The sequence below is a fragment of the Siphonobacter sp. SORGH_AS_0500 genome (genome assembly GCF_031453245.1).
Lineage (GTDB): Bacteria > Bacteroidota > Bacteroidia > Cytophagales > Spirosomataceae > Siphonobacter.
On record NZ_JAVIYT010000001.1, the window covers coordinates 2,234,901 to 2,260,613 of the forward strand.

Sequence of the window (25,713 nt, forward strand, 5' to 3'; positions counted from 1 at the left end):
TGTTATACTTTAGCCGTACGATTAAAGCGAATCCGGTATAAGAAGTAAGCTAGGTCACCTCTTAGAAGAAATAACGCTAACTTTCTGAATTTTATGATTTTATAAAGAATACTTTCAGGAAAGCTGGCGGGCACCTGTTTGGAATAATGGTTTTTAATCTGTTGGTGTTCAGTCAGTCCTACCGTGAAAATGGTCGAGCTTTTGGCTAACTCATGCTGACGGAAACAGCCCCAGAAATCATCCAGTAATACAAACTTGATCCCCGGAATGCTACCCCAGCGAGTACAGATTTCGTAGTCAAAAGCGAACTTGTAGTTCTCGTCGAAATAGCCGTGTTTGAGTAATAAATCACGTTTGAAAATCATGCACTGATTAAAAACCTGCATGCCTTCATACACTTGGGCCTGATTCCAGAAGGGAATTTGTTTTTTATGTTCGAAAACTAAATCGTCGCCGTCAATCATTAATAAATGACCGAAAAAAACATCGGCATCCGCATTTTGTTTGATACCCTTGGCAACATTCAGGAACGCATTAGGAGCAAAGACATCATCCGAATTCTGAAAGGTAATCCATTCACCGGTAGCTTTCTTAAAGCCAGCGTTAATCGCAGCAGTTTGGCCTCCATCTTTTTCACTAACCCAGTAATCAATATATTTTTCGTATTTCTTAATTACCTCAACACTATGATCGGTTGATCCCCCATCCATGATAATAAACTCAAGGTTAGGATAGTTTTGGTTGAGAATACTTAAAATGGTTTTTTCTAAAAAATCAGCCTGGTTATAGGAAGGGGTAATGACACTTATTTTAGGATAGCGTGTATCTTTATTTAATAATACTTTTTCATCAAACGAAGGCGTGCTGATGAATTTTTTTATATCGTCTTCTTTAAAAAAATCCATTGATTAAGGAATGACTAGTGAAGTTTATAACCAGATTGTTGAAAAAAAGGTCGCCAAAAATTGAGATTATATTTTTCCCAGGCATGGCACCCAAAGGGTAATTTTTTTTGATTCAATTCGTAACAATATTCAGGAAATTGCTCGAAAGAAAAAGCTAATGCTTCTTTAGGTTCGGGAAGTTTCATGAATGGTCTGAAGACAAAAAGGCGAGTGGAATGTAAAGAAAACAACATGTCTTCATTACCCGGCCATTGTCCGTACAATTGCTTGTAAAGGTGAATTAATTTAAGCGATGCCTGTACATTTCTTAATGATAATCCTCCGTTTAATAATGGTTTTTTTAGATCTGTGATCGATTGTTTCGAGGCATTTGGACTGAGGTAGGGAGCCCCGATGTAATCATATCCTTTCTTACACCAAACTTCTAACTCATCATGAAATACAAAGGCATCTAATTGGTAAATTAAGATGTATTGGTATTGCTGAAATGAAAGATAGAAATCAGGCTGAGTTAACAGTAAATTATACGCGTCAATTCCTTTAAAATAGTCGTCATGGAAAGACTGAATTTTAAAGCTTGTATGAAACGTTTGTAAATACGAAACATCCAGTGATTGGGGCTTTACGATAATGATGGGGTAATGTCCTAGTTTCTGAACACATTGTTGTAAAGAAATCTTTTCAAATTCGTTCATTTCTGAACGGTAGATCGGAATTACCACGGCCACCAATGCAGAGGAAGGCATACGTTACTTCTGTTTTATTACTCAAAAAGATCACCTAATAAAGGTAACCACCAATCTTTACTACTAAAGACATAACGTCCACGAATCCATTCATTTAAAACGAGTGGAAAACGTTTCAGACGTGAATCCGGTAATGTGGCTCGAACGTTGAAATGCTTCTGTCGCTGGGTTAGTTGAGTCAGTTTTTCCGCTGGAATATCCTGACGTGCTTTTAATAATTGCTGTAATAACTCCAGATTAGTAGCTTTTTCCTGTAAGGGGGCCAGTTTGAGCTTACGATCGCGGTTAAAACGATCACTCATCGTTACTTTTTCCTTTTTCTCCCCAAAGCCAACCTGCTGGGTTGAATGTTTTCGATAGAAAAGTAACTCCTCTGGGATAAAGCCAATTTTTCCCTGTAAAGAGAGCACAATGGCAATCCATGCGTCATGAATAAGCTCTTTATAAGCCACAGGGAAAGGCGAAACGGAGCTTAAAATGCGACGGCGAATGGCCAGCGTTGCCCCGGTAACGACATAACCTCCGAAAAGAATCTCGTAAGCCTTATTGTTTTTCCAGCGTTCCTGAGCCACGGTGTCGAATTCAATTTCCTGCCAGATCGTCTTTCCAATGGGTTGAGAATCGTCATTAATAACCTGAGCATCAGAAAAAACAGCTTCCATTTCGGGATGCTGTTGCAGGTAATGAACCTGTTTTTCTACCTTTTGCGGATGCCAGCGATCATCCTGATCGCAGCAAAAAATGACGTCACCTGAACATAGATTCAGACACTTTTCAAAATTTTTGGTAGAACCTAAATTACTAGGATTGACGTGAATATGAACTGGAAAAGGAACCTGAGTAGCAAAATTCTCCAGAATCTGAATAGTATCGTCTTTGGATCGATCATCACAAATAATCAATTCATCGACTGGATGTGACTGACTTCGTATACTTTCCAATTGCTCCCTCAGGAATCGGGAACCGTTGTATGTACACATCGCCACAGAAATTTTCATAGGGAATAATCTACTAAATAAACCGATTTGGTTTGGTTTAGGTTGAACAAATTTGGTTGCAAAGGTAGCCTATCTGAGAGAACTACGAAAGCCGTGCCGTAGGAACTTACTTGGGTTGTGAATCCTTGAATAGAAAATCGGGTTGATACGTGTTGATTTTCTTAATGAGTTTTCGAAAGGATTCAGCCCAATGTTGTCGAATTAAACTAACGGGTTCCGCAGGGTCAGCTAAACCGTACGCCGGTTTGATTTGGCTAGCCTGAGAGTATAACCGATGGGCGGTAAGGTTTGTTGAATATTTTCTGGAAGCTTGTTGAAAATAGGAGGGGATCGACCGATTGCTTACGTAAGATGGATAACTGCCGTCGGCTTTCATCGAATGAAAATGAAAGCTGGCAGGATTTTCACCCGAACGTTCAAAGGCATTCCCCACATGTATGCCGTACGCTGAATTTCGAAGTGGAAAAACCCCTTCGAACAAAGCTGGAGCCATGTCCAGCCACAGCTGATCAGAGCCCTGCCCTTCGCATAAATTATAACCTCCCCGGGTTTCCAAGTTATGACACCACCATTCCAGAAACTGGTTAGTGATTGTGCCGGGACGAATGCCCCAAATGCCCGAGAAGTAAGTGCCGTAGTTTAGATAGTGTTTGCTATCAGGGAATTGGCGGTCGGGATGGGGCCGTAACCATTGCGAAAATAAGACCGCAGGCTGTTTCGTCAAAGCCGTACTTAACTCCGTTAAGGGCCTGAAAATCTGTGTTTCTGGTTCCAGAAAAACCAGCGTATCTTCTTTCAATAACCATTTAGCCAGAAAAACCCGGGCGATGTGTAGTAATTCGGTCTGGGTGTATTTATGGGCTAAATTTTTAAGAATACTGAGCTGATCGTATGAAACCACGCTGACGTTTTCAGGAAGAGTAACGTCAATGGGTTGATCAATCCAGCCTACATATAAAAACGAACCTGGATGGTGCTGAGCCACCTGATCCGCCAGAATCGCTATGTTCGGTAAATGCTTCGTCCAGCAAGCAGTAAAAAAATGCATAGTTTACACAATTCGTTTGGCCATAAACTCCGTCATCCGTCGCCCCATGAGGTATTCCTGAAGGGGTTGCCAAACTTCTTCAAAGGTTAGTTCAGAAGCTGGGCCTTTCCGTTTCCAGATGATTCGGGCGTTGCTTCCATCCCCATAACCTCCTGTATATAAGTTAAAATCTTCGAAATGTACGAGCTTGCCAATCAAGAGAAAGCCATACGTTCCTACGGCGTTAGCCAAATGGGCCGGGCCGCTATCAACGCCCACAAAGAAACTGGCCCGGCGAATAACTTCGGCGGTTTCCAGAATGCTTAACTGACCGCATAAATCACGGAAAGAAGGTGAGTTACTTTGAATCTGGCCTTTCAGCCCTACTTCAATGACAGGCCCAAACTCGCTCAGAACCTGAGATGTTAACTGATTCCAGTGCTGGGGTTGCCAATCTTTGACGGGTTGATTAGAAAAGGTATGAAAAACAGCAAATTTCTCGGGTAAATTCAAAGCATCGATTTTAGATCTCACCTCATCAGGAATATACAGCGAGGGGGCTTTGGAGCGATCGGGTAAGGGTAAGCCCGCGGCGGCGGCGAAAATTTCTCCCAAACGACCAAAATTCAGGTAATTATGAATGGTTAAATCCCGCTGATCGGCAATGGGATTGACTAAACGCTTTTGTAAGGGGAAATAAACGCGGTTAGAGAGGTGAAGATTATAAAGCGTATCAAAAGGTTTTTTCTCCGTTAATAAAATGGAAAACAAGACATTAGGCTCTTCGATGAGATGGTTAATCCGGGGATTATAAGCTACCAGGTCACGAAAGGCTTTTTTGACAATCCAAAAGATTTGAGCATCGGGATGGCGTTCGCGGATGGTTTGCGAAATAGGTTCGCAGGCAACGATATCTCCTAAATGTTCGGTCATTAAGATACCAACGGTGGGTTTTCCCGTTCGGAATTTAATCCATTTAATACGTAGAACAGTCTTCCAGAATGCGAGATAAGTCAGGAAGATTTCTGAGTATTTTCGGTATCGATGTTGCCAGAGGGCAATGAACTTTTCCATAAAGCTAAATTCCTAACGGTTTATGGTTCAGGCGTATGGATTCAGCCAGTGAGCAATTTTTTCAAAAGGCATTCGAAACGCCTGCCGCACACGTTTCAGACGAATGACTTTGGTAGGACGAACGTAAATACAGGCAAAGGTTCGGTAATAATCATTGAAATTGGCCTTCAACCGTTCAGCATAATAATCAAACAAGGGCTTTACATCCGGGCGTTGCGTAAAATCAAATCGATTCTGATACTTTGAAATGGAATGCGGCTGAGTGGGTGAGTACCCCGAGAAATGGAAAAATTGCAGCGGCCATTCATTATTAATCAGCCACTGATTGTCCTGATACGTAAAATGGCGTTCGTGCAAATTCCAGTACGCTACATTATGACCGGGATGTCGGTTGATGTGTACTTCGTCGTAGTAATGTGGAACGTAATTGATCCATTTCTGATCCGTAAAAAGGCCATTACAAATGTCATTGTACGCCTGATACGCCAGTTTTTCAGCCCACCAGTTAATAAACTGCTGCGTTTGATCTGTTTTCCGTAACGCGATAAATCCCAGATTGAAAGTGCCCGAATTCAGCATGTCACATTCATTAGGCATGTAGGTGTCGGTGTAAGGGCTTAAGGTATGTGGGGTAATAACAATCTGGTTTTCTCGTAATTTGTCCAGTAAATAATTTAGTTCAGTAAAAACGATAATATCTGGGTCAAAATATATAAAATTTTGATAATCAGAATATTGTTTGTAAAAATGCTGAAAAAATAATGGCTTAACGGCTGTATTTAATTCAGTAATATCATAATTATCCTGCATCCACTGCATGTTCGGAATAGGAATCCGGTGCAGTTCCAGTAACTCAAACGGAGGTGTTTTATCCGTATCAAAAGCCACCCCATCCAGGCGATCAACCAGTCCGATTACATAATGAATGTCCGGGTTAGTAGCCGCCAGCGATTCTCCCAGAGTACGAGCCTGAGCGAGGTAATTGATTGAGCAAATGGTGAAAGCGAGGGTTTTCAAAGGTTAACGAATTTAGTACGAAAATCAGGAGCAGCTTTTTTCAATGAGCTCCAGAAAGGCCTGCATGGCCCGCTCATCCTGATGACGAGCAAATACCTTTTCCCGGGCGGTATGACCCATTTTTTGCCGTAATTCCGGGTTCCGGAGTAACTGAGAAATATAATGACTCATGGCTGATGAATCGAGGTAGTTGGCTACAAAGCCGGCATCTTGTTCCACAAAATCGGGGGCTCCGCCGGATTGAGCAAAACAGACAATGGGACGGGCTAGCAAAGCTGCTTCCAGAACTACCAGTGGATAAGGCTCTTCGCGGGAGGTTAAAACGAAGACATCAAAGGCCGAAATAAAATCAAAAGGGCGATCTGAATGAGGAATCAGGTGCACTCGGTCACTCAAGCCCAATCTTCGCAGATCTTCCGTAATCATGTGATATTCTACCTGATGTTCATGGCCCCCCACCCAGACAAAATGCGTTTCCGGTTCGGACTGACGGGCTAGCTGTACAAAAATGTCAATGCCTTTTCGCCAGTCGAATGTTCCGACAGCTCCGACTACTAATGCTCCTTCGGGTAATTCCAGCAATTTTCTGATCTGAGAAACGGCTTCTTCTGAAGGCTTCAATTGCCAGGCCCCGTCGGGTAATAGGGAGGGGAGAACGGAAATCTTAGCAGGATCTATTCCGAAACGTTCAATATAAATCAACCGCTGAGCTTCTGAACAGGCCCAGTACGCATCTGTGTAACGCAGAGTCTGATTGAAACTTGAAGGATCGGTATACATCGCGATGCCCATGGGCATTTCGTGAGCATACGTAACCATCGGGCATTTTACCAGCGGTCGCAGTTGATGTAACAACTCGCCGTTGGTAATGGTATTAGATACGATCAGATCGTATCGTTCATTTTTAATCTCTTTTAGAATTTGCTCCTGAAATGTTTTACGGTTTAAAAGCCGGGCTACTTTCTGGCGATTACCTAATTCCCGATGATACCAATGATAAACCGGAGCTACTTTCTCGAAATCCCGCAATAACGAACCACCGTGACGAAGTAATATCTTAAACTGATACTCAGGTACGTTTTTGAGTTGCTTCAGAAATCGGAGTAGTAAAATCTGTGCACCTGCACGGTTAGCATCGTGGCTGATGAACAGAATTTTTTTCATAATACGGAATCGTTACGTTAAAAATTAAATCAGTAAGGCGGCAAAAATACGACTGTTTGATAAAAGACAGTCTTTTCCTGACCTTAAAGCTGAGCCATGAGGGTTTCCCAACGGGAAACAATGGCGGAAACATCAAATTGCCGGGCTCTGTTCTGGCTAGCTACTTCACTCAAAGCCAACTGATTGTTCATGACTTTTTTCATGGAAGTAACCACATCCCGCACGTTCCAGGAGTCGGGTACTTCGCCCATGCCTTCCTGTACAAATTCAATCACGCCACCAGAAGGGAAAGCCACAATGGGTTTAGCCAAAGTAGCTGCCTCAATCATGACTAAGGGAAAGGGATCTTCACGGGAAGTCAGAAGGAAACCATTGGCCAGGGAAAGATACGCGTAGTAATCCTCCCGCTGGATGCCCATTACATCAACCCGAATGCCCGTATTATGTTTTAGTTTTTGACGGGTATATTCGACCAGCCCATCGTCCAGTAACTGGCCCAGCCAGATGATTCGGGCACGGGTTCCCTGAAGCTCGGTAGCAAAGTCGGGTAATAAATCGAAACCCTTCCGGTAGGTAGCCTGGCCTGACATTACCCAGACGAATTCGTCAGGTTTAATCTTTAAATCAGCCTTTAATTCTTCCACACGAGTAGGGTTAACCTGAATTCTGGACTGGTCAATAAGGGAGTGACATAACTCAATCCGTTGACCGCCAGCTTCCCGAATTCGCTGGCAAACCACTTCCGAACAACCAATAATCAGATCACTTTGGGTAATAATATTACGGAATACATCGGCTTTCAGGGCCAGGTATTCCATGGGAAGTTCATGAAAATGCGTAACTATTTTTACGCCCAATTCCTGAGCCAGGGGTAACAAAAAAGAAGGCACCAGCGTATTGAAATACCATACATCGGCCTGATACGCTTTCTGAACTTTTTTGAGATAACTAGTGATCGGATTTTCACCGAATTTATTCTGGAGCTTCTGAATAATTGAAAAATGACTCGGAGCGGTAAACGTAGGTACGTCTTTGGGAATATCATTCAGTAACTCTCCGGGCTGAAGGGTACAGAGAGCCATTTGAAAACGCTTCCGATCAAAACGATTGAGTAAATACCCAATCATCATTTCAGAGCCTGTCCGTCCAGCGTAAGGAGTGATAATCAGTATCTTAGGAGTAGGCATACGTATCAGACGATATTTTCTTCGGGTTTGATTTTGTAAAACCCGGGGCGGTTCCAGACCGTGGGCCAAAAATACCGTAATAACATTTGAAAGCGGCGGGAAAACCGCTTTTGATTTTCCATTTCACTAAAAATCGGACGGCGATTGCGGAAGTTAACGAAGGCTTTCCACCCAGTAAAAATGGGAATCAGTAAAGCATAATTTAGCATCACAACTAAATAAGCTCCAACGCCATACTGCTTGCGTAGCCAGAGCAGATTAGAAACCTGCATCTGTACATTGAAGCGATTCACATACGAGACATCCGTTCGGCGGAAAGGGGAGTCACTGGTTAAGTGTAGGAACCCTAAGTCTTTAAAATAGAGTAACTTGCCTGCCTTACCTAGTCGATAAGACCATTCAACGTCTTCTCCATACATAAAGAAACTTTCGTCCAGCGGTCCGACCTTTGCGACGGCCTCGCGACGAACCACCATGAATGCTCCCACCAGCCAGTCATGCTGACGAGGATCTTGATACTTAGTTTCTGGAATCAGGCGTTCCAACCATGTTTGCAAACGGATGGGTACGATATAAAATATGCGACGAAATTCGGCGAAACTTTGAAAATACGGCTGCGGTGTACCATTTGCGTATAATTGCATGGGGGCGGTTGCTACCACGTCGGGTTCGGCATCCATGCGTTCCACGCAAAGGTCAATCGCGGGCATGTTCTGTAAGGTATCGGCGTTGAGTAATAAGTAATACCGACCTGTAGCTGCCTGAATGGCCCGATTATTAGCCCGGGCAAAACCGGCATTATACCCCATGTTAATCCACTGAACATCGGGGTGTTTCTGAAGAACTTCCGTCTGGCTGGAATCCTGCGAGTCATTATCAACGACAATGATTTCGTAGGTTACCTTTCGGGTCCAGTCTTTAACCGACTGAATGGCATCGTTGGTAAGCCCGGCACATTTATAATTAATGATCAGAATCGAAACATCGTACATACTTTTCTGAGTTTTCAGTGGCCTGTTTTAGGTTTCAAGGTCGGGGCATTAACGCTGAATAACTACCGACTTCAAACGTTCCACTACTCCAGAATATAGGCCTTTAACAGTTCCTGAATCTGTTCTTTACTATTAAACATCATGACATCAATGATACTCAGCCAGGGGGTAAACTCTCCGCCCAGTTGAGGGTATTCCACTCGTTCCGAACGGATGAAATTTAGTTGAATCCCGTGTTCAGCAAACAAATCTTTGTTATACAGTTCTCTACCGCCAATGGGATTGATATAATGATCAGCTTTTTCCTGTAAGCAAATATCCAGAATACGTTCCTGAGCCTTTAGATGCTGATTATTGTAGATGGTAGAACTTTTCACGAGGGGCGTAGCAATGGAAAGATACTCGCCGATCATGGTAAGGCTATTGTAAATATAAGTGCTGATATTCGACTCAGATTGTTGAAAAACGGCTTCCACTATTGGGGAAAACGGCAGCGAAATGAGGGGCCTTTTTATAATTCTGCTGAATCGTTTTAAGCAATTTATCCCGCCATTTCTGATCGGTATCAATTGAAATTTCGTGGATTAATTTATTCTGACTGGCTTCTTTCAGAGGTACAGTAAATAACTGGGCTTTTCCGTTATTCAGAATGGAGTTACGGTTAATCCATCCCCGATTAATAAAAGCTACGTCATCATAAATCACGAACTTATCTACGGCATTAAGCAGCTGGAAATATCCAATGTATGGAAATAAATAAGGCTGCATGATGGCTAAGGTCATAACTCTAAAATTAAGTTGAAGTCAAAATTAAAAGCTGTTTAGAGTTTCATGCATCGGAAACGCAATCTTCTAAACAGCTTTGCTGGAATGATACTGAAAATGGTTATTTCAATTTACGTAACCAGTAATCTTCAGCCGGCACCAACATTTTCGCTCGGGTGGCAGCTGTAGTATCCGTACCCAGACGAATGTCACCGGGTTGTGGTTTAATAACACTGGCCGCAAAGAAAAGGTAATCAGCTTCTTTAGGGATAGGCTGTAAACCTTGCTCAAACGGATTGATTGGAATGAGCTTACGGGTCAGGTTTTTACCAAAAAGCGGATACTCATAATCATCATTAATATCAGCTAAAGCGATTGTTGCGTTCTCCGGCACCAGCTTTTCAAAATTTTCATAAGCAGGCTGTAAATCTTCCCGGGCATAAGACATTCGCTCGATTCGCCCTGCTTGGAAGGCCGAGGGCTTTCCATGATGTGCTACGGGCAAGCAACGCTCGTTCCAGAGCACTGCCAGAATGGCGGAAGGGCAGGCCAGCAACACAAGTACCAACGTATACGCTTTAAGTAAACCACTGTTGGTAGCCAGAAGGCTTTGACGTTTCGTAAAAAGTAAGGTCAAAAAGGGAACGGCATAAATGGCCGTACTGATGAAATAGCGTCCTTTAAAGGGATCATAAGGGGCCGAATAGGAGAGGGCTGCCGCGTGTAAAAGCGTAGCGATTGCCAGAAACCAATGTGGTTTAGAACGAATGACTCCAAAAAGCACCAGAAACACCAGCGGCCAAATCAACAGAAAACCCAAGGCTCCCCAGTAAGGTAGACCATTTGTGAAAATATAAGGACGATTATATTCAAAAGGACGGATTGTAAAGTCCGTCTCTTCCACCAGTCGGGCGTGAACTTTTTCTTCCAGCCAGATAAACGGGGCTTTAAACCAACGATTGGGTCCTTTTTCAATAGCTGGAATGTTAGTTAGACCGTCCAGATTCATGAAATCAAAACTGTAGCGTAACAAATTTCGAGTGCCTTGCTCATAAAGGTTGGCACTGAAAATTCCACCTGCTCGTTCCACTGACTGATGACGGATAGCCGTTGGGGGACCAATCGGGTGGTTGTATCTCTTCAGGTTAGATAAATAACCAGTCGGTAAGGTGAATAGAAGTATGCCCACGAGAGCCGAAGTAACCAAATGCTTGAGCTTGAAAAGGGAAGCTTTTACATTAGGAACGCCAGCAACGAATACATAGACCGCAACCATAAATAGTGAAGGGAATTGCAGTACTAGCGTAATTTTATGTCCCAGAGCTATGCCAAACGTGAGTCCTGCCAGGTATAGATACCGACGGCGTTTGGTTTCGTGATAGGAAAACAAAAAATACACCAGACAGCTAACATACCCCATCAGAACGATGTCCGTATCGGTAGTAGTGGACTGGAGGAGTACGTTAGGTAACAGACCCATAACAAGCCCGCAGAACAAGCCCGCAGTAAGATTCCGGCTAATCGACTTGGCAATGCCGTAGGCACCTAATACCGCAACCCAGTAACTTAGGTAATTAATGAGTTTAAAGGCATTCTCAACTTTTCCAGTGATTAGGTAGCTGTAAATCTGGATGTTGCAAACACTTCGGGGGTATGTATCAATGTTCCAGTTAGTGCCATAAAAAGGAGCCATTGTGCCACGTTGCATAAAATACATCACCCGAACGAGGTGCCCTGTCATACTGTCCCATTCATTTGGAACGGTGAATAAGACGAGGGCTAAACTAATAATGGATACGAAAAGCAGGGAAAAGCTTAATAAACCGAATATGATTTTCAGGTATAAGCTTAGGTCTTTATACCAAATCCATAAATTTTGTAAAGAACTACCGATCAGACTGATAACAGAAAAATCTTCGTATTCTTTGATGAATATTCTGGTAAAGAGCAGGTAGAAAATAAAGGGGGGGACAAATACCAGGCCTGCCCAAAACCGAACGTCGTCAGTTTTGTGTAAAAAGGATAATAAAAAGCCGGAGACGATAATGCTACCAGCAAAAACGGTGAAAGCCGTAATCAGGACGTCTACTAAGGACTTTCGGGATACCTGTGCTGCGACGCGAAAGCAGAAGCCCACAAACATCAGGAAGAGTATGCGGTAAAACCAATCCCACATGACGGTTACTTATAAGTTTTCGTTGACGATAGAAATTATTCGCTGAACATCTGTATCCGCTAAATCAGGATACAAAGGCAAGCAAAGAGCACGCAGAGCCATTGCTTCCGAAACCGGGCAGGATTGCTGAGCATGCAGGAACGTCAATGTATTCAGTGAAGGATAAAAATAACGACGGGTGAAAATCTGCTGAGCTTCCAGGGCCTGCCGGGTGCGTAACAAATCAGCTTCTGTTTTGAAGAAGATGGGGTAATACGCATGATTCCATTCGACATTTTTCGGAATAACGGGTTTGCGAAGTTTGCTCCAGTTTAACTGCTGATCATAAGACTCAGTAACCCGGCGGCGACCGGCAATGATTTCCTGAACATGAGGCAAGTTACAAAGACCCATGGCGGCGTGAAATTCTGAATTCTTGGCATTGATGCCAATATCAAAATACTCATCACCTATGTGTCCGAAGCTTCGGTATAGTTTTAGCTGCTCCGATAGTTCCTGATGAGGCGTAGTAATCATGCCGCCTTCGACGGTATGGAAAACTTTCGTTGCGTGGAAACTACAAGTGGAAATATCGCCGAAACTTAGCAACGATTTTCCGTCAACTTTTACGCCAAACGTATGAGCAGCATCGTAAATTACATAAAGGTTATGTTTCTTGGCGAGGGCCTCAATACGTTCTAGTTGACAGGGAATTCCGTACACGTGCGTGGCCAGAATAGCCTGCGTTTTTGGAGTAATCAGGGCTTCGATGCAATCGGGGTCGATGCAAAGATCTTCCTCACGGATATCCGCGAAAATAGGGGTGGCGTTTTCCCAGGCAATAACATGGGACGTTGCACAGTATGAAAAAGGAGTCGTGATGACTTCTCCCGTAATTTTTAAAGCTTTCAGAGCCATCTGTAGTACGATGGTTCCGTTCGAAGCAAAGTGCAGGTGTTCAACATCCAGATAATCGCGGAGTTTCTGCTCTAATTCTAAAACTAAAGGACCCTGATTGGTAAGATGCGAACGTTCCCAGATACCAGTCAAATAAGCCGTATACTCTTCTTTAGGAGGAAGGTAAGATTTTGTTACAAATATTTTTTCACTCATACATTAACCTCCTCAGACTGCTCGATACTAAAAGGGAAATAAGGACGAACGGAGCCCGGCCATTTGCCGTACCATTCCACACCGCCACGATAATCATCAATTTCAAACATAACCGATTCCTGAAGGTGGTAAAGAACCGTCGAGGCATCTTTCACGATCATCATGGTTATGGTATACGTTCCGTCATTCAGGAAGTTTCCGGGAAGATTAACTTCTCCCGTAATCAAGCCGGGATTGGCCTCTATTTGAGGAGAAGCCAAATTAAAGATCGTTTCACCCGTCATGGAGTTAAAGTGCATGCTTAGATTAAGCTTTGCATTTTTAACAAAATTCCAGAACTCAAACCGAAGCTTAACGGGCGTACGAACGTCGATTCGGGTCTGGCCTACCTCGAACTGAGGAATGAGCTCGATTTTACGAATCCGAACCTGATCGTTACCCGGAGCCTGTTCAGGCGTAAGCCATTCCCGAATGAGACTAGTCTGATTAATTTTGGACATATAATCCGTAATAATCTGACCGGTTTCACCTACGGCTACCATCTGACCCCGATTCATGAAAACCGCTCGGTTACACAGACTCTGCACGGCTGTCAGGTTATGGCTTACGAAAAGAATAGTTCGACCACTGTCAGAAACATCTTTCATTTTACCCAGACATTTCCGTTGAAATTCGGCGTCACCTACTGCTAATACTTCGTCAATGATCAAAATTTCTGGTTCGAGGTGAGCTGCAATAGCAAAACCCAGGCGAACAAACATACCCGAGGAATAGCGTTTCACAGGGGTATCCAAGAACTTCTCAATACCTGCGAAAGCAACGATCTCATCAAAATGATGCTTGATTTCGGCTTGCTTCATGCCGAGAATGGCACCGTTTAGAAAGATATTTTCACGGCCAGTCAACTCCTGATGGAAGCCAGTGCCTACTTCAAGCAAACTGGCAATTCGACCCCGAACGGTTACCCGGCCCGTAGTGGGTTCGGTAATACGGCTTAGTACTTTAAGCATCGTAGATTTACCCGCCCCGTTATGGCCAACAATACCAATTCGATCTCCCTGAGCTACGTCGAAACTGACGTCTTTCAAAGCCCAGAACTCTTCTTTTTCGGAAACGGTATTTTCACTCGACTTAGAGCCAAAGATCGATTTAACTCCATTGACTAACGATTCTTTGAGGCCCGATGGACCGCCATTCTTTCGCTGATGATCAATGTAGTATCGCTTACTGATATTTTCAATCTGGATGGCATTCATAACATTAAAGGTTAAAGAACTTATTCAAATCCATCCAACCTAATTTTAGTATGGGTAGAAAAGCTTGCAGATTAGATATAATCAACAAAACTATTTTCTCGTTTACGGAAAAAAGCAACGGATGAGAAAACGACAATCAGGATAATGATGACACTGGGAATAAAACTTTCCCAGCGGAAGGGAGCATGGCCCCCCATCAAAGTCCAGCGGAAACCATCGATAATGCCTACAATCGGGTTGAGGTTATAGATGGGATACCAGGATTCGTTTTCAATGTTTACTGGAGAGTAGGCAACGGGACACGCATAAAACCCAAACTGAATAATGAATGGAGTAAGCTGTGCAAAATCCCGGTATCTTACGTTCATTACTGACAATAATAAACCAAATCCAAAAGCGGCCAGATAAGCCATCGCTAGAAAGATTGGTATAAAAAGTAATTGCCAGGATGGTAAAAAGCCCTGTTTGAAAAAGTAATACAGGTACATGGGAATTATTAAAACAAAACCCACTAAAAAGTCAACAAAACCTACCATTACTGAACTAGTTGGCAGGATCAGTCTCGGAAAGTATACCTTCGAAACCAGGTTAGAATTTCCAACAATACTATGACTTACCTGAGAAAGAGAATTGGCGAAAAATTGCCAGATTAGTACCCCTGCAAAGGTGGCCAGTTTCGGAGGAACGCCTTCTTCAAAGGGAAGACCTGCTACTTTACCAAAGGCAAAAAATAAAATGGCTGAGGTCAGAACCGGGCGGACTACACTCCAAACAACGCCGAGAGCGGTCTGTTTGTATCGAACCGTAATATCACGTTTCGCCAGAATCCAGAATAATTCCGTTGACTTCCAAAACTCAGCCCAGTAATTCTTCTGCGACCTACCGTGTTCAATAATCGTTTCCTGGGTCATTACTCTTGTAATTTTTTCATCATATTTTGATAGGTCGTAATCAGGAACATCATCACAAAGGATAATACAATTCCTAAAGCAATCCCAATTTTTATGGCTTTCCCTCTTGGATAAGGCGTTACGGGTAGGGGATACGTAGGCTCATCAATGATGGTTACCAAAGGACTCTCACGAATCAGGGACGTACGCAAGGCATCAATGTTACGCAACGCGTCCATGTATAGTCCTTGCAAATAGGTCGTATTTTGAGACATCCGCTGCTCATTAACCCGACCCGACGGCATGATCATGTACTGACTGTAATCCTGAGCTCTTGCTAACTTTCTTTCCTCCCCAGATAGAATGCTTAATACAGAATCCCGGCGACTTGTGTGCAACTGGAGTAACTCCAATGTTTTCTGACTACGGGTCTCAGTGTAGAAACTGGTCATCGTTTTGAGCCAGGTTTCAACCATGATTTTCGATAGTGTATCCGAGTCAGTTTTCACCGTCAATTCCATGAAACTTGACTTGCGATCGAGGTTACCAATTTCCAGATCCTGAGAAGCATACTCACGAAACATGTCCAGATAAGACATTTGCGTAGTCGTGTAATATTTCAAGGACGTATCTGGAAAGGTGAATTCATTCCGTAAATATTCAGCGTTCTTGGTTCTACGTAAAGCACCCGAACGGTTCTTATAAAAGTTTACGAGCAAATCTCTTTTACCAGCGATGGTGACCGGAGTAGTCATTACCCGGTTACCGATTTTTTTCGAACGGAATAACTCGGTGAAGTTGGCACCCGCGAAAATATTACCATTCGAGCCACCACTACTCATCCCCAAAGCACTGGCAAAACTTGAAAGTTCTGATCCTCCCGAGCCAGTTTCAAGGTTAAAGACGATAGAAGCCTCATACTGATCGGGAACTTCGTTAACCTGATCATAAATCCAGCCGCCTACGCCTCCAAGAATGATACACAACCCTAATAACCACCAATACTTTAAAATTGTTAGGAAAATCGCTTTTGCATTCCGAACCAGTTTTCGGGGGTCAAATGGAGGAGCGGGCTCTATAACGGCCACTTCTCCATTTGGAGTTAATACTGGTTTTGTTGAATCTGTGATCATTATTATCTCTGAATGAAGGTCTTATCTTAATTGAATGTTCTCAGTAAGGCTACAATACCTACGATGCCGCTAAGTGCACCACCAATTTGTGCAATTGCACCAATCACCTGTTGGGAAGTAATATCAGCCTGCGTTCTTTGTGGGACAATAACACGAGCTCCAGGTTTTACTTCAGGATAAGAATTAAAGAACAGGAAATGTTTCGTTTTTTTAGCAAAGCCGTTCGCATAGATCACATACGTACGTTTCTTCACGCTTTTCGAAGTAAATCCACCCGCTCTTGAGATATACTCGCCAACGCCTACCCCACGAGTGAAACGGCTGGTAGTAGGAAGCTGAACTTCACCTTCGATTTTGACGGTTGGGTTATACTTCGGAATGTTAAGAACATCCCCATCCTGAAGAATTAAATCCATATCCGAATGCGGTTTTTCCAGGATTTTCTTCAAATCAATACCAATAGCTTCCTCTTTGTTTTCAGCTACGTAATCAGCATTTACAGCCGTCCGCTTGTTATCATTACCAATTTGACCAATCGTTTTTTGCTGTTGCTCAATTTCAATTTTGGTCAGCTTGGTTTTACGAATCAGCGAAGCTCCTTCTACGTAAGCATAAGCAGTTAATCCTCCTGAGCGTTTGATCAGATCCGAAATACGTTCGTCACGATCAATAAGGCCATAATCGCCAGGCGTCAGGACTTGTCCTTCTACGCGAGCTTCCTGATTATTCTCGAAGTTAGGAGAGGAACGAACGTATACTACGTCAAAAGGCTTTAACTGAAACTTCGAAGCTTGTTCAGTCAGACGTAAATCCTTGCTGATAGCCAGAGTAAAGCTTTCTGAGAGAGCAGAGGTAATCAGCTTTGGATCGTCAGAGTCCAGACGTTTAGGGCGAATAACTTCAATATGGTTGGGAGAAGCCGCCGCCCGAAGGTTACCGGCCTGAATAATCAAATCTTCTACGGTCATTCCTTCATACCAGGGGAAATAGCCACGAGTTGAATCGCCTTTAGCTAGGTTCACTTCGCCCAGAATCCGTACCTGCATTCCTTCCCGAAGCTGCGTTACACTTTCTACTTCCAAACGATCCAGTGCTTTCAGAGTGACGTTAGTGTCTTTGCCCGCCAAGATCCGGGAAAGGTTTACCGTAATCAGTTCTTCCGTTAAATCATCTTTCTGACGGTACAAACCTGCCCGGCCTAAAAACGCATCCCGTTTGGTCCCTTCTGCCCGGTTGACCAGATCTTTCACCGTTGGGTTACGATCCAGCGGATAAGAGCCGGGCAAATAAACGGCACCTGAAATGGTAACCATATTCTCTTCACGTTCAGGTACTTTACCAATACCAACACGGTCGCCATTCTTAATTTCAAAGTTGAATACTTCATCTTCTTTGACGTCAAGGAATTTACGGCCATTGCTGGTAATACGTTGGATAACGATGGTATTCTTATAGGCATCCTCAATAAATCCACCCGCATACTCAATCAGGTTACCTAATTTTTCGCCGGGAAGTAATTCAAAGTACCCCGTCTTCTTCGTTCCAGAAGTTAACTCAATCCGGGTTTTGTAGGGAGGAATCTGGATAACGTCATCATCTTTCAGGCTGATGTCGCTCATGCGTAAGCCTTTGGTCAGGTACTTGTAAAGGTCAATCGTGCGAATGATCGTATCCTGTCCAAATTTGTTACGGCGAATCAGATTGATGTTACGGAAAGAGCCAGATGCTGTGGGACCGCCTGAAAAATACAGGGCGTTCATTACCGTAGCCAGTGATGGTAAATTGTACGTGCCCGGATTAACAACCTCACCAATGAAGTTAACGCGGATGCTACGGATATTACCAATACGAACATTCATTTCCATTCCCCGTCCGATAGGATAGATTCTGGAAAGTTTAGCCCGCAAACGAGATGTCGCTGCTTCAATGGATAAACCACTCACGAATACAGGACCTACCTGTTCGAGTTGCAGTACACCTTCAGGAGTAACGGTCTTCTTAAAATCAAAGTCTTTGTATTGGTCACCATAAATATTAATGACCACTTCATCTCCAGGACCTAAGATGTAACCTTTGGGCGTAGGGATGTTGGTAATAGGAGCAATATCAAGGCTCTTGTTAGAGAAAATATCGGCACCAAAAATCTTGATTTTCTGTTCTGCTGTGCCGGGTTCCTGTGTATTAGCCCGCAGCATGCGTACGGAATCTTCACGAGCTTTGGTGCGTTGATCCAGTGTGTATTGTCTGGGCTGAATGTTATCGCTCTGCATGGAAGGAGTTGCCGATGGAACCGATGGATTCATCGGAACCGTTGAGGTCGGAAAACCCTGCGGAATCGTGTTTGTCGGAAAGGGTACCTGGGCCTGTACAAACGTACTCGAAAGCGTTAGTACAACTAGAAAAGCGGTTTTAACGGTGGAGAAGGGTAGGGAAGACTTTAAGATTTTCAAAACACAAGGCCGAAAGAAAGGCAACATTTCGATTCTTTTTTGGTGATAATTGATTTTTTCCCGGATGGGTCGGTATATGAAACTCACTGACGAACTAAATAGTTTTAATTATGATAACGAAAGAAATCTACTTTAATGCACAAAGTAAAACACTAAATTCGTATTTTCTGATACCACTGGTATAATTAACATTTCCCTAAAATAGCTTTTTCGCTATGATAGAAATTGAACAAATCTTATTTTTGAAGAACGAAAGGTTGGACGAATAATTGACTAATGGCAGAACAAAAATTAACGGATTACACCGAAGATAGTATCCGCTCGCTCGACTGGAAGGAGCACATTCGTCTCAGACCCGGTATGTATATTGGTAAGCTTGGAGATGGATCTTCAGCTGATGACGGGATTTATGTGCTTGTAAAAGAAGTAATTGACAACTGTATCGATGAACACGTAATGGGCTTTGGCAAAACCGTTGAAGTTAAGATTACAGAACATCGGGTTGAAGTACGTGATTATGGTCGTGGAATCCCCCTGGGGAAAGTGATTGATGTAGTTTCAAAGATTAATACGGGGGGGAAATACGATTCTGGAGCTTTCCAGAAATCGGTAGGGTTGAACGGCGTTGGTACCAAAGCGGTCAACGCACTTTCCAGTTATTTTAAAGTTCAGGCGATTCGGGATGGCCAGGCCAAGTGGGCCGAATTTTCAAAAGGAGAGCTGACGAAACAGTCGAAAGGCACGATTGAGACCAAGGAACGCAACGGAACGCACGTGATTTTTGAACCGGATAATTCGGTTTTCAAGAATTACCATTTCATTCCTCAGTACCTTGAAAATCAGATCTGGAATTATGCCTATCTGAATGCAGGCCTGACCATTGTTTTTAATGGACAAAAATACGTAGCTCAACGGGGCTTGCTGGACTTGATGGAGCGTAAAACCGATCAGGAAAGTATTCGGTATCCGATTATTCACCTGAAAGGCCCGGATATTGAAATTGCCATGACTCATGGGAATCAATACGGGGAAGAATATTACTCGTTCGTCAATGGTCAGAACACAACGATGGGCGGAACGCACCTGGCGGCTTTCAAAGAAGCGGTAGTAAAAACGGCCCGTGAATTCTTCAAGAAAGATTACGCTCCCGAAGACATCCGGGCGAGTATCTCGGCTGCCGTGTCCGTTCGGGTACAGGAGCCCGTTTTCGAATCGCAGACGAAAACGAAGCTAGGGTCAACCAATATGTCGCCTGACCCTAGTTCGCCGACCGTTCGTGGGCACGTGGTTGATTTCCTGAAAACGGAGCTTGATAACTTCCTTCACAAAAATCCAGCCGTGGCAGAAGCCATGAAAAAGCGGATTGAGCAGTCGGAGCGGGAGCGAAAGGAAATTGCTGGGATTAAAAAACTAGCTAACGACCGGGCTCGTAAAGCGAGCGTGCATAACAAGAAGTTACGTGATTGCCGTATTCACCTGCCGGATGCCAAAGCGGAAGATCGGCTGGAAACGACCCTGTTTATTACCGAGGGGGATTCGGCTTCGGGATCCATTACCAAATCCAGAAACGTACAAACGCAAGCCGTGTTCAGTCTTCGGGGAAAGCCGTTGAACTGCTTTGGGTTAACGAAAAAGATCGTGTATGAGAACGAAGAATTTAACCTTCTTCAGCACGCTCTGGACATTGAAGCTGGACTGGAAACGTTGCGGTTTAACCGGATTGTTATTGCGACCGATGCTGACGTCGATGGCATGCACATTCGTTTACTGCTGATGACGTTCTTCCTGCAATTCTTCCCGGATATTGTTCGGAATGGGCACTTGTATATTCTCGAAACGCCTTTGTTCCGCGTTCGGAATCCGAAGAAGCATGAGGATACTACCTATTGTTATTCCGAAGAAGAAAAACAAAAAGCGGTAGCGAAGCTGAGTTCAGGAGGTAAGAAAGTGGAAGTAACCCGGTTTAAAGGGTTGGGAGAGATTTCTCCCGACGAGTTCGGTAAGTTTATTGGTGAAGATATGCGTCTGGAACCGGTGATCTTACAGAAAGAATCGACCATTCCGAAACTGCTGAGTTATTACATGGGCAAAAACACGCCCGATCGTCAGCGATTTATTATTGATAACTTAGTTATTGAAAAAGACGAAATAGAAGAAACGCTGGAAGTCGCTTAGCCAAGCATAAGCCTTTAGTAAAAAACGCCTGATTCATAAAATCTGAATCAGGCGTTTTTTCTATAACTTCAAACATTCTTCCAAGTAACAGGTTTTATGGAAGATCGTTGATAACGTTTAGCGATCTGAAACCACGAAATAGCAAGAAGATAGTTACGAGCATAGAACTGGTTTATTAGAAAAATTCAATTTGAGCGGATTTTTATTTTATCCTGCTTAAAAGTTCATCCTAAAAAGTGATAATTATTTATGGATAGGGTGACTTTTCGGTACCCCTCTGAAAAGTGTTCCACTCTATCTTTGCGAAAACCAAATCCAATCTGTTATGGACAATGTAGTAACCAGCCCCCAATTAATGGATCTCGAAACTTTCAAGTCAGAGATGGATACCAAAGGTTGGGTAATTTTTCATGAAGTACTGGAAGATAGCTTCCGTGAAGAGCTGATCAAAGCTCAGGATATAGCCACTGAAGAGTGTCGTCAGATTCAGATTAAAAATGGGGTAGTGAATCGTACGGCAGGAACTTCACACCACCTGGTGGTTTTTGAAGGCCCTTTCATGAAGTTTGTGGAAGAAATGCCTTTGCATGAATACCTGACTGCCTATTTTGATAACGGTCCATATATTCTTAATTCCTTCGGGGGAGTAATGAACTTCAAGGCAGAAACGTCTTCATACGTAGGTAACGTGCACCGGGATATTCGTACCTGGAGTGGAGACCTACCCCTGATGATGAATATGCTGGTGATGCTGGATGATTTTACGCCCGAAAACGGTGCGACGTGGTTCATGAGCGGTTCTCATAAATACGCTGAGAAACCAACGGATGAAGAGTTCTTTGCTGTTGCCGAGCAGGCCGTTGCGAAAAAAGGGAGTATCGTTCTATTTAACTCTAACGTATGGCACGCTGCTGGTACGAACCAGACAGACCAGATTCGTCGTGGGTTAACACCGATGTTTACAAAGCCTTTCTTCAAGCCTCAGTTCGATTATTCTCGTTACTTTGGTTATGATCGGGTAGCAAATTTCCCTCCTTTAGCCAAACAGCTTTTAGGATATAATTCCCGCGTACCAGCTAACCTGGACGAATGGTATCAGGTACCAGAAAAACGTTTGTATATTCCAGGTCAGGGTTAATATCGTTAACTTGCAGACGGGAACCAGTGCTAACTCCGTAAAAACCTCTTGTCAAGCTATAGATAAGAGCTTATTGATGAATAATTTATTCTGAAATTATATACTCTTCCCTTCCCGGTTTGAAAGCCGGGAGGGGTTTATCATTTAAACAAATTCAACCAAGATTATGGATCAGACGCTTCAGGCTGAATATGACAACCTTAATAAAATCACTGCCGATTACGACGATTATGAGTTTGACCGTCGGATGCGTCATTATATGATGCGGACGCTTGAGCCGTTCATGCGTGAAGGAAAAGCACTGGAAATGGGTTGCATGTATGGGGAGTTTACGACCATTCTTTCCAAGCGTTTCGAAGACCTTACGGTTGTTGACGCAGCAGAAGAATTCCTGAATATTACTCGGGGTCGGGTAGGCGATAAAGTGAAATTTATTAACGGGCTGTTCGAAACGTTTGAGTCTGATGAAAAGTACGATGCCATCTTTATCATGCACGTACTGGAACACCTCATTAACCCCGTTGAAATCATGTCAAGGGTTAAAAACTTCCTGACACCAACGGGACGGTTATACCTGATTGTACCTAATGCTAATGCTGGTTCACGTCAGATTGCCGTTAAAATGGGCTTCCTGACACACAATGCAGCTCTAACTCCTGCTGACATCAAACACGGTCACCGCATTACATACTCGTTGGATACGCTGGAAAAAGATGTGCTGGAAGCGGGATTAAGCGTAGTACACCGTGGGGGTATTTTCTTCAAAGGCCTGGCTAACTTCCAGTTAGACAAAGCTCTGGAAGCGGGTATCATCGACGATAAGTACATGGAAGGATGCTATCAGTTAGGTCAGGTATATCCCGATTTGTGCAGTAGTGTATACGTTGTTGCAGAAAACAAAGCATGATTCAAGTAAGAGAAATCATAACTGAAGACGTTCCCGTTATTAATCAATGGCGGAACGACCCGGAAGTGATGCAGTACTTAACAAACCAGTTTCGGTACATTGGCCTCGAAGCCGACCGGAACTGGTTTGCTTATTATCAGCAACACCGAAACGAAGCCGTGCGGCTAGCCATTCTGGATGAAGGCACATTAGTGGGCACGGTTCAGCTTACCCAGATTGATCGGATGAATCAGCAGGCGGAATACAGCATTATGATTGGTGAAAAGAATCATCAGTCGAAAGGGCTGGGCCGTCAGGCTACGCAGGCTATTCTGAAACACGGCTTTCTTGACTTAAACCTTCACCGCATTTACCTGACTGTGTTACCCGATAACGAACGGGCCATTCGCCTGTACGAATCCATCGGTTTTCAACGGGAGGGCATTTATCGCAAGTCTCTTTTCAAAAACGGACAGTTTGTCGATGTTATGGGAATGAGTCTTCTTCGCGATGAGTATCAGATCGCCTGATGCTATTCTTTAAAAATTATGAAGCCAAAGCTTAGCGTTTATTGCATTACTTATAACCACGGGCCTTTCATCGCCGAGGCTCTGGAGAGTTTTCTTGCCCAGCAAACCAATTTTGAATTTGAAATTGTGGTGGGCGATGATGCTTCCAAAGACAATACTCAGGAAGTATTGAGAGAATACCAGCAACGGTATCCCGATAAGATTCGACTGTTGTTGAATCAGGTCAATCGGGGAGCTATTTACAACTTCATTGACACCTACGATGCCTGTCAGGGCGAGTATCTGGCTCTGTGCGAAGGAGATGATTTTTGGATTGATCCATTGAAACTGCAAAAGCAGGTTGATTTTATGGATCAGCATCCTGATTTCTCCATGTGCTTTCATAATGCAGAAGCTCGTTACCAGGATAACAGTGCTCCTTCATATCTGATTAACGACCATACCCAAAAGAAAGTCGTTACGGTCGATGATCTGATTGGTAATAAAGAAACCTGGTTTATGGCCACGGCAAGTATTGTACTGCGTAAGTCTTTCTTGCCCAAGTTACCAGCCTGGATGCCCCAGTCGAAAAGCGGTGATATTCCTTTGAATATTCTGATGACTCAGCGTGGTCCTGCGGGATATATGGACGAGGTAATGTCGGTATATCGCAAGCATGCCGGAGGTCAGAGCAACACCGATCACCGCTGGCAAGCCCATTTTCTGCTGAATCGCATTAATATGTATGAGCATCTGGATCGGGAAACGGGGTATCAGTTTACGGATCGTTTCAAACGGACGATGGCTGAATTTTACTGGCTATTACCCGACACTGTTGAATTTGAGCAAAAATTCTGGGATCGGTTGAAGTACACCATGCGTGCCATGAAGTATGATCCCGAGAACTACAAAAGACCCTGGGGAACTTTGTTAAAAGAAAAGATACTCACGCAAAAACAACTTAATTTTACACGAAAATTAAGAGGCCTGAAGTAAGAACAGCAGCCTATCGACATAAACTCCTCCCTGTTGTGACTTTAGATGAATTAAGAAATCAGATAGATTCTATTGATAATCAGTTGCTTGCTTTGATGAACTCGCGGATGAATGTAGTTCAGCAGGTAGGTGAACTGAAACGCTCTTCGCAAGCACTGATCTATCGCCCTGAACGTGAGAAATCAATTGTAGATCGTTTAAGCCACCAATCCGAAGGCTTATTACAGAAGGATGCTATTGAAGCGATTTTCCAGGAAATTTTTGCCGTTGCCCGTAACATCGAGTTGCCCGAGCGTGTAGCCTATCTGGGACCGGAAGGTAGCTTTACGCACCAAGCCGCTGAGTCGCGTTTTGGTGCCATGAGTGAGTATGATGCCTTGCCAACCATCCGTTCAGTGTTCGAGTCGGTTGAAACGGGAAGGGCGAAATTTGGAGTCGTTCCCATCGAGAATAATCAGGAGGGTTTAGTATTTGAAACGGTTGATAACCTCAACGAGAAGAATATTCGAATTGCAGCGGAAATCGTAACGCCCATTCATTTTGCTTTTGTAACGAAGGCAGAAAAGCTGAGCGAAATTCAACGCATTTACTCCAAGGACATCGGTTTCCGTCAATGTAAGCGTTTCCTGGATGATTACTTTGGAAATTATTCAGTAGAAATTATTCCGGTAGAATCAACATCCAAAGCAGCAAAACTGGCTTCTGAGGATCCTAACGCTGCTGCCATTTGCTCGGCCATTGCGGGTAAAATTTTTGGGGTTCCTGTCTTGTTTAATAACATTCAGGATTCCATCGTTAACCGAACTCGTTTCCTGATTTTGGCGAAAGAGTTTGAAACCGTGCCTTCCGGTAATGACAAAACGACGGTAATTGTCCAGTTCCCGGATTCGGATAAGCCCGGTACACTTTCACGTTGCCTGCGTGAGTTTGAGTTATACGACATTAACCTGACTAAATTAGCCAGTCACCCCAGCCGTCAGGGCGATCGTTTCGGATTCTGGTTTTTAATGGAATTTGAAGGACACGTGAAAGACGATAAAGTGCAGAAAATTTTTCGCCAGTTAAAGTCTGAAGTGAAGTGGCTTGGAAGCTACGTAAAGCTGGTAGACTAAACAGAAAAATAGCTATATGAAAAAG

The 25,713-nt window shown here is 43.6% G+C and carries 23 protein-coding genes; 6 read left to right on the top strand and 17 right to left on the bottom strand.

Features of this window, described 5'->3' with window-relative positions; translation table 11 throughout:
• Positions 1–2: 2 nt before the first annotated feature.
• From QE357_RS09370 to QE357_RS09450, 17 genes are all read right to left on the bottom strand, one after another.
• A complete protein-coding gene (locus tag QE357_RS09370) occupies positions 3–905 on the bottom strand; it encodes a glycosyltransferase family 2 protein (protein WP_309706922.1) in 903 nt (300 codons plus the stop codon).
• A 14-nt stretch (positions 906–919) separates the two neighbouring features.
• Positions 920–1,651 carry a DUF5672 family protein gene (locus QE357_RS09375; protein WP_106634993.1) on the bottom strand — a complete coding sequence of 244 codons (732 nt, stop codon included), beginning with the start codon at positions 1,649–1,651 and terminating at the stop codon, positions 920–922.
• Positions 1,652–1,668: 17 nt separating this feature from the next.
• The gene (locus QE357_RS09380) at positions 1,669–2,649 is read right to left on the bottom strand and encodes a glycosyltransferase family 2 protein (protein ID WP_106634992.1); all 981 of its coding nucleotides are present in this window, start codon (positions 2,647–2,649) and stop codon (positions 1,669–1,671) included.
• 106 nt (positions 2,650–2,755) lie between these two features.
• A complete protein-coding gene (locus QE357_RS09385) occupies positions 2,756–3,697 on the bottom strand; it encodes a hypothetical protein (protein ID WP_106634991.1) in 942 nt (313 codons plus the stop codon).
• Positions 3,698–3,700: 3 nt separating this feature from the next.
• Entirely contained in the window at positions 3,701–4,750 is a 1,050-nt protein-coding gene (locus tag QE357_RS09390) for a glycosyltransferase family 9 protein (protein WP_106634990.1), read from the bottom strand.
• A gap of 27 nt (positions 4,751–4,777) precedes the next feature.
• Positions 4,778–5,767 (bottom strand): putative nucleotide-diphospho-sugar transferase, encoded by a 990-nt coding sequence (locus QE357_RS09395; protein ID WP_106634989.1) that lies wholly within the window; start codon positions 5,765–5,767, stop codon positions 4,778–4,780.
• A 24-nt stretch (positions 5,768–5,791) separates the two neighbouring features.
• Positions 5,792–6,931, bottom strand: coding sequence for a glycosyltransferase family 4 protein (locus tag QE357_RS09400; protein WP_106634988.1), 1,140 nt, complete (start codon positions 6,929–6,931; stop codon positions 5,792–5,794).
• Positions 6,932–7,014: 83 nt separating this feature from the next.
• A complete protein-coding gene (locus tag QE357_RS09405; protein WP_309706929.1) occupies positions 7,015–8,118 on the bottom strand; it encodes a glycosyltransferase in 1,104 nt (367 codons plus the stop codon).
• A 5-nt stretch (positions 8,119–8,123) separates the two neighbouring features.
• On the bottom strand, positions 8,124–9,110 hold the full coding sequence (locus QE357_RS09410; RefSeq protein ID WP_309706931.1) for a glycosyltransferase family 2 protein: 987 nt from the start codon (positions 9,108–9,110) through the stop codon (positions 8,124–8,126).
• 83 nt (positions 9,111–9,193) lie between these two features.
• On the bottom strand, positions 9,194–9,586 hold the full coding sequence (locus QE357_RS09415; protein ID WP_309706933.1) for a WbqC family protein: 393 nt from the start codon (positions 9,584–9,586) through the stop codon (positions 9,194–9,196).
• Complete coding sequence (locus QE357_RS09420) at positions 9,561–9,893, bottom strand: WbqC family protein (protein ID WP_309706936.1); 333 nt, start codon at positions 9,891–9,893, stop codon at positions 9,561–9,563. Before QE357_RS09420 ends, QE357_RS09415 begins: the two co-directional genes overlap by 26 nt.
• Positions 9,894–9,996: 103 nt before the next feature.
• On the bottom strand, positions 9,997–12,051 hold the full coding sequence (locus QE357_RS09425; RefSeq protein ID WP_309706939.1) for a glycosyltransferase family 39 protein: 2,055 nt from the start codon (positions 12,049–12,051) through the stop codon (positions 9,997–9,999).
• 9 nt (positions 12,052–12,060) lie between these two features.
• Positions 12,061–13,143, bottom strand: a complete 1,083-nt coding sequence (locus QE357_RS09430; RefSeq protein WP_309706941.1) for a DegT/DnrJ/EryC1/StrS family aminotransferase — start codon at positions 13,141–13,143, stop codon at positions 12,061–12,063.
• Positions 13,140–14,399: an ABC transporter ATP-binding protein gene (locus QE357_RS09435; protein WP_309706943.1), complete on the bottom strand. Its 1,260-nt coding sequence runs from the start codon at positions 14,397–14,399 to the stop codon at positions 13,140–13,142. The genes QE357_RS09430 and QE357_RS09435 overlap by 4 nt, the downstream gene beginning before the upstream one ends.
• 71 nt (positions 14,400–14,470) lie before the next feature.
• The gene (locus tag QE357_RS09440; RefSeq protein WP_106634982.1) at positions 14,471–15,310 is read right to left on the bottom strand and encodes an ABC transporter permease; all 840 of its coding nucleotides are present in this window, start codon (positions 15,308–15,310) and stop codon (positions 14,471–14,473) included.
• Positions 15,310–16,422, bottom strand: coding sequence for a hypothetical protein (locus tag QE357_RS09445; RefSeq protein ID WP_309706947.1), 1,113 nt, complete (start codon positions 16,420–16,422; stop codon positions 15,310–15,312). Before QE357_RS09445 ends, QE357_RS09440 begins: the two co-directional genes overlap by 1 nt.
• A gap of 26 nt (positions 16,423–16,448) precedes the next feature.
• Complete coding sequence (locus QE357_RS09450; RefSeq protein WP_309706949.1) at positions 16,449–18,872, bottom strand: SLBB domain-containing protein; 2,424 nt, start codon at positions 18,870–18,872, stop codon at positions 16,449–16,451.
• A gap of 276 nt (positions 18,873–19,148) precedes the next feature.
• Here QE357_RS09450 and QE357_RS09455 point away from each other — a divergent pair, with 276 nt between their 5' ends.
• The 6 genes from QE357_RS09455 to pheA all read left to right on the top strand — a co-directional run bounded on the left by QE357_RS09455 (position 19,149) and on the right by pheA (position 25,688).
• On the top strand, positions 19,149–21,047 hold the full coding sequence (locus QE357_RS09455) for a DNA topoisomerase IV subunit B (RefSeq protein WP_106634977.1): 1,899 nt from the start codon (positions 19,149–19,151) through the stop codon (positions 21,045–21,047).
• 325 nt (positions 21,048–21,372) lie between these two features.
• Complete coding sequence (locus tag QE357_RS09460; RefSeq protein ID WP_307142869.1) at positions 21,373–22,185, top strand: phytanoyl-CoA dioxygenase family protein; 813 nt, start codon at positions 21,373–21,375, stop codon at positions 22,183–22,185.
• Between the two features lie 166 nt (positions 22,186–22,351).
• The gene (locus QE357_RS09465; protein ID WP_106634975.1) at positions 22,352–23,092 is read left to right on the top strand and encodes a class I SAM-dependent methyltransferase; all 741 of its coding nucleotides are present in this window, start codon (positions 22,352–22,354) and stop codon (positions 23,090–23,092) included.
• Entirely contained in the window at positions 23,089–23,601 is a 513-nt protein-coding gene (locus tag QE357_RS09470; protein ID WP_309706956.1) for a GNAT family protein, read from the top strand. Before QE357_RS09465 ends, QE357_RS09470 begins: the two co-directional genes overlap by 4 nt.
• Positions 23,602–23,619: 18 nt before the next feature.
• Positions 23,620–24,576: a glycosyltransferase gene (locus tag QE357_RS09475; protein ID WP_106634973.1), complete on the top strand. Its 957-nt coding sequence runs from the start codon at positions 23,620–23,622 to the stop codon at positions 24,574–24,576.
• 35 nt (positions 24,577–24,611) lie between these two features.
• Positions 24,612–25,688 carry a chorismate mutase gene (gene pheA / locus QE357_RS09480; protein WP_106634972.1) on the top strand — a complete coding sequence of 359 codons (1,077 nt, stop codon included), beginning with the start codon at positions 24,612–24,614 and terminating at the stop codon, positions 25,686–25,688.
• Positions 25,689–25,713 lie beyond the last annotated feature (25 nt).